The organism is Streptomyces bohaiensis, from assembly GCF_012033785.1.
In the GTDB taxonomy this organism is placed as follows: domain Bacteria; phylum Actinomycetota; class Actinomycetes; order Streptomycetales; family Streptomycetaceae; genus Streptomyces; species Streptomyces bohaiensis.
In genome coordinates this window covers 1-5,565 of sequence record NZ_JAAVJC010000301.1, presented here as the reverse complement: position 1 = coordinate 5,565, position 5,565 = coordinate 1, and the positions used below count along the sequence as shown (strand labels likewise).

5 protein-coding genes are annotated in these 5,565 nt (G+C 76.4%); 2 read left to right on the top strand and 3 right to left on the bottom strand.

Annotation, left to right across the window (positions count from 1 at the left end; genetic code table 11):
- Nucleotides 1–75: 75 nt before the first annotated feature.
- The 3 genes from malQ to HCN52_RS21355 form a co-directional block, all read right to left on the bottom strand.
- A complete protein-coding gene (malQ, locus tag HCN52_RS21365; protein ID WP_168090079.1) occupies nt 76–2,142 on the bottom strand; it encodes a 4-alpha-glucanotransferase in 2,067 nt (688 codons plus the stop codon).
- The gene (locus HCN52_RS21360) at nt 2,139–2,498 is read right to left on the bottom strand and encodes a hypothetical protein (protein ID WP_312876819.1); all 360 of its coding nucleotides are present in this window, start codon (nt 2,496–2,498) and stop codon (nt 2,139–2,141) included. Before HCN52_RS21360 ends, malQ begins: the two co-directional genes overlap by 4 nt.
- A gap of 399 nt (nt 2,499–2,897) precedes the next feature.
- Nucleotides 2,898–3,434: an HNH endonuclease gene (locus HCN52_RS21355; RefSeq protein ID WP_168090078.1), complete on the bottom strand. Its 537-nt coding sequence runs from the start codon at nt 3,432–3,434 to the stop codon at nt 2,898–2,900.
- A 230-nt stretch (nt 3,435–3,664) separates the two neighbouring features.
- Between HCN52_RS21355 and HCN52_RS21350 the strand changes: the two genes are divergently transcribed.
- On the top strand, nt 3,665–4,747 hold the full coding sequence (locus HCN52_RS21350) for a mechanosensitive ion channel family protein (protein ID WP_168090077.1): 1,083 nt from the start codon (nt 3,665–3,667) through the stop codon (nt 4,745–4,747).
- A 109-nt stretch (nt 4,748–4,856) separates the two neighbouring features.
- Complete coding sequence (locus HCN52_RS21345) at nt 4,857–5,477, top strand: GNAT family N-acetyltransferase (RefSeq protein WP_168090076.1); 621 nt, start codon at nt 4,857–4,859, stop codon at nt 5,475–5,477.
- Nucleotides 5,478–5,565: the final 88 nt, after the last annotated feature.

The following is a 5,565-nucleotide window of genomic DNA, read 5'->3' as shown; positions in this document are numbered from 1 at the left end:
CTCGAGCGCCGTGCACGGCGCTCGAGGGCGGCACGCGCCGCGTGCGGGAGTCGGTGCACCGCCCCCGCACGCGCGTCAGCCGCGACCGTCGAGTTCCTCGCGGACGGCCGCCGTGAGGGCCGCCGGCCGCGGCGAGGCCACCAGGTGTTCCAGGGAGACCGGGCGGCCCTCGGCGTCGGCGACCGGCAGCCGCCAGTTCGGGTACTCCCGCCAGGTGCCGGGCACGTTCTGCGGGCGGCGGTCGCCGACCAGGTCGGGGAGCCACAGCCCGACCAGCCGGGCGGGGGTCCGGGCCACGTACCGGTAGGCGGCGGTGATGCGGTCCTCCTCGACCGCGTCCCGCGACAGCAGGCCGTGGCGGCCGAAGGTGGCGAGCCAGTCCTCGGTCTCCGCGCGCGCCGCGGCGCGCGCCTCCTCGGGGTCGCCGTCCACCAGCCCCAGCCGCAGCCGCAGCTCGATGTCGGCCTCGCTCAGCCGTGCCGCCGCCGGCGGCAGGTCGTGGGTGGAGACGGTGGCCAGGGCGCCCGCCCGCCACCGCCACGGCGGCAGTGCCGGCTCACCCGGCTTGTCGTACTCGCGCTCGAACCACAGGACGGAGGTGCCGAGGACACCCCGACCGGCGAGTTCCTCGCGGACGCCGGGCTCGACCGTGCCGAGGTCCTCGCCGACCACCACCGCCCCGGCTCGCTGCGCGGCCAGCGCGAGGGTTCCGAGCATCGCCCGCGCGTCGTAGCTGACGTAGGTGCCGTCGGCCGGTGAGGCGCCCTCCGGGACCCACCAGAGCCGGAAGTGGCTGAGCACGTGGTCGATCCGCAGGCCGCCCGCGTGCCGCAGCAGCCCGTCGAGCAGTTCACGGTAGGGCGCGTAGCCTGCGGCGGCGAGCGCATCGGGGCGCCAGGGCGGCAGGCCCCAGTCCTGACCGCGGGCGTTGAACGCGTCGGGGGGCGCGCCGATGGACATGCCGGCGGCGAGCGCGTCCTGGTGCGCCCATGCCTCCGAACCGTCGGGGTGGACGCCGAGCGCCAGGTCGTGGACGAGGCCGATGTCCATGCCGGCGGCGCGTGCGGTGCGCTGGGCGCCGGCGAGCTGCTCGTCGGTCAGCCACGTCAACCAGGCGTGGAAGTCGACCGCTTCGCGGTGCTCCTCCCGGGCGCGGGCGGTGTCGGAGGAGGCGGGGTCGCGGAGTCCGGCGGGCCAGCTCCGCCAGTCGGGCCCGTACCGCTCGGTCAGCGCGCACCACAGCGCGTGGTCGGTCAGCGCGCGCCCCTGGCTCTCCCGGTAGGCCGCGTGCGCCGCGGCGCGGCCGGGGTCCGGCCGGACCCCGCGCACCAGCTCCAGCGCCTCCCGCTTCAGCGCCCAGACCGCGTCGCGGTCGATGGGCCTGCCGTGCCGGAGGACCCCCTCGCGCAGGGCGGCGGCGCGGGAGACGAGGACGGCGGCCCGTTCGGCGGCCGCGCCCGCCAGGTGGCGGAACTCCGGGACGTCCTCGACCCGCAGGTGGACGGGGTCGCAGTAGCGGCGGGTGGCGGGCCGGTAGGGCGAGGGGTCGGTGGCCGCACCGTCCGCCGCCGGCACGGCGGCGTGCAGCGGGTTGATCTGGAGGAAGCCCGCACCCAGGGTGCGGCCCGCCCAGCCGGCGATCTCGGCCAGGTCGCCCAGGTCCCCCATGCCCCAGGAGTGGGCGGAGAGCACCGAGTAGAGCTGGAACAGCAGGCCGTGGTGGCGGCTGCGCGGCACCGGTAACCGGTCGGGGGCGACGAGGAGGTGCGCGTGGGCGGAACGACCGTCCGCGGTGTGCGCGCGCAGCAGGTGGCGGCCGAGCGGCAGCCCGGGGCCGTAGCCCAGCTCGCTGCCGTCCTCGGTGCGGACCCGCAGCACCGTGCCCTCGGGCAGCGGCGGGAGGGCCTCGTGCGCGGTGGGGCCGTCGCCGAGGACGACGGTGGGCGGGAGGAGGCGCGTGGCGGCTCTCCGGCGGTGCCGTTCCAGTTCCTCGCCGATGGCGCGGTCGCTGGAGGCGTCCACGCCGAGGGCGCCGAGGACGGCCACGACGGTCTCGCGCGGCACGTCGACACATCGATCGGGGGAGGGTCGGTAGGACGTGGCGACGGAGTGCGCCGCTGCGAGCCGCGCGAGCTGCCTCATTCGATGCCCGTGACCCCCGTGGCGCCGGCGTCGCCGGTGGTCTCGTGGTCCCCGCGGGAGTCCCCCTGCAGGGCGGTCCCGGTGGGCTCGGCGGTCAGCGGGAGCTGCGCCGCCAGCGGCTGCTCCGCGGTGAGCGGGGTGGTGTCGGCGAGCGGGGGCTCGCTGGTGAGAGGGGCCGCGTGGCCGGAGCGCGAGCTGGAGCCGTCGAGCCCGGAGTCGGGGTCGGTGAGGGCCGACAGGTCGAGCTCGCCGGTATCCCACAGCTCGGGCGCGGCGTGTTTGACGGGTTCGTCGTCGGCGGCCTGCGTCGGCATCCAGATGAGGGCGGGGCTGTCCAGCTCTGTGGCTGCACTCACGATGTCGTCTCCTTGCGTGTTCCGGACCCGGTCGTCGGGGCCGGTCCGGTCCGCTCGTCGTACTCGTTCGGTCTTCTCCACCAGCTGCTTCCTGGTCGTGCCTACCCAGACTGCGTGATGCCACCCGTCCCCGCACCAGGAAGGTGGCCGACCTCACGCCGCCATATCACGAAGATTTTCGCGCGTGGACCCGGGTTCGCGCCACATCTTCCGGGGGTTGCGCGGGTGGGCGGGACCGGCGCACGGGAGTGGCGGGCGGCGTTCCGCGGCGGGCGGCGCGGCGGGGCACCGCCGTTCGGGCGGCGGGATCGCACGCCTGGCGCAGCGGCGTCCGGGCCGCGCCGGTCACCGCGGCCGGGGCGGCGGGCGGTCCGACCCGGGCAGTGGACCGCGGCGGCGTCACAGCGGGGTGCCCTCGAACCGCGCCAGCGCCTCGTCGGCGCCGTAGGGCCGCAGGTACGGCATCCACCGCGGGTCGCGGTGGCCGGTGCCGATGATGCGCCAGGCGAGCCCCGACGGCGGGCCCGGAGGGTGGCGCAGCCGCCAGCCCAGCTCGGCCACCTGCCGGTCGGCCTTGACGTGGTTGCACCGCCGGCAGGCGGCGACGACGTTCTCCCAGGCGTGCGCGCCACCCCGGCTGCGGGGGATGACGTGGTCCACGCTCGTGGCGACGGCGCCGCAGTAGGCGCACCGCCCGCCGTCCCGGGCGAACAGCGCGCGGCGGGTCAGCGGGACGGCGCTGCGGTAGGGCACCGGGACGAACCGCTTGAGGCGCACCACGCTCGGGGCCGGGACGGCCCGGGTCGCGCTCCGGAGCAGCAGGCCGCTGTGCTCGAGCGCCACCGCCTTGTCGTGCAGCAGCAGGACGAGCGCGCGTCGCACCGGTACGACACCCAGCGGCTCGTACGAGGCGTTGAGGACCAGGACATGTGCCACGAGGGCCTCCCGTTCCGTCGGCGACGCGTGGCTTCGCGCCGGGACGATCTCCCACAGTGTCCATCGCGGACGGTCGGCGGCGCCACCACGAAAGGGAATGTGTCGGGGTCCACATCCGGACACCGCGCCGCTGGTGGGACGTCCCCTCCTCGGGCCGCGGCCCGGTTGACCTGGCCGGTTCCCGGCCCTCGGCCCGCCGCGGGGCGTCGCGACTCGCCTACCGTGATCGGGTGCTTCCGTCCCTTTCCGCCCCCGCCGTCACCAGTGCCCCCGGTGCCCCGGCCGTCACCGGCGTCCTCGGGGGCGCGCCGGGCGGCCCGCTCCCCGAGGCCGTCCCGGCAGCGCCGCGGTCGGCCGCCCTCGCCGACACAGCCGAACGCGCCACGCGCACCGCGGGGTGGCTGGAGGCGAACTGGGAGAGCTGGCTGGCCACCGGGTTGCGCATCGTCCTGATCGTGGTCATCGCGTTCGTGGTGCAGGCGCTGGTCCGCCGGGCCGTCTCACGGGTGATCGCGCGGATGAGCCGCCGGGAGCGGGCGGCCGGGCCGACCCGTGGGCTGCTGGTCAACCCCGAACGGCGGCGGCAGCGGTCGGCGGCGATCGGCTCGGTGCTGCGCAGCGTGGCCACGCTGCTGATCCTGGGCACCGCGGCGCTGATGGTCCTGGACCAGCTGGGGATCGAGCTCGGGCCGCTGATGGCCAGCGCCGGCATCGTCGGCGTGGCCATCGGCTTCGGCGCCCGCAACCTGGTCACCGACGTGCTGACCGGCATGTTCATGCTGCTGGAGGACCAGTACGGCGTCGGGGACCGCATCGACGCGGGCGAGGTGGTCGGCGAGGTCCTGGAGATCGGGCTGCGGGTGACGACACTGCGGTCCGACGACGGCGAGATCTGGTACGTCCGCAACGGGGAGATCAAGCGGGTCGGCAACCTCAGCCAGGGCTGGTCCACGGCCTCCGTCGAAGTCGAGGTGCGCGCCTCGGAGGACACCGCCCGCGTCGTCGAGCTGGTCACCCGCGCGGGGGCCGACCTGTCGGACAGCCCGCCCTGGGACGAGTTGCTGTGGGAACCGCTGGACGTCCTCGGCCTGGAGGCGGTCTCCATGGACTCGCAGGTGATCAAGGCGACCGTGAAGGTACCGGCCGGCAAGGGCCCCGCCGTCACGCGGGAACTGCGGCTGCGCATCAAGAAGCTGCTGGACGCCGAGGGGATACCGCAGGTGGACCCGGCGGGCATCACCCTGGACAAGCTGCGCGGCGACACCGGCCCGGGCGTGCCGCAGGACGCGGCGCGCGCCCCCGCCGGCACCTGACAGCGGCGAGGCGGTTCGGAGCGCGGTCCGGAACCGGCGCCCACCGGCTCCGGCGGCCGCCGGTCGCCTGCCTTGTGCCCGGCGCCCCGGCTCGCGCAGGATGACGCGCATGCCACCTGCCACGCCCGTCCTGCGCCCCTACCGTCCCACCGACAGCGCCTGGCTCGCCGACGTCTGCGTCCGCACCGGCCTCGGCGGTGAGGACGCCCGCGGCCACTACGACGACCCCGGCGTGCTTCCGGCCATCTTCGCGACGCCCTACGCGGAGCTGGAGCCCGAACTGGTCCTCGTCGCCGACGACGGGCAGCGCGTGATCGGCTACGTCCTGGGGACCGCGGACACCGCCGCGTTCTACGACCGGTTCCGCCGCGTGTGGCTGCCCACGGTGGCGGACCGGTTCCCCGCCCCCGACGAGGGGGCCGAGGGCCCGGACGCCGCGATGCGGAAGCTGCTGCACCACGCCGATCGGATGCACGTCCCCGCCTTCGACGAGCACTACCCGGCCCACCTCCACATCGACCTCCTCCCCGAGGGGCAGGGCCGCGGCCTGGGGCGCGCGCTGCTGGAGACCTGGCTCGACACGCTGCGGGCGCGCGGTGTGCCGGGGGTGCACCTGGGGGTCAACCCGGAGAACACCCGTGCCCGGGCCTTCTACGACCGGCTGGGCTTCACCTCGCTCACCGCCCCCGGGGCCCCTCCCGGCGCGGTCCACCTCGGGCTGCGGCTGTGACGCCGCTCCCCCGCCGCTGGGACCCGGGCGGACCCGGGCGGGTCGCCCCGCGCGCCGCCCGACGGTCCGCCGCCGGCGTGCCCCGCAC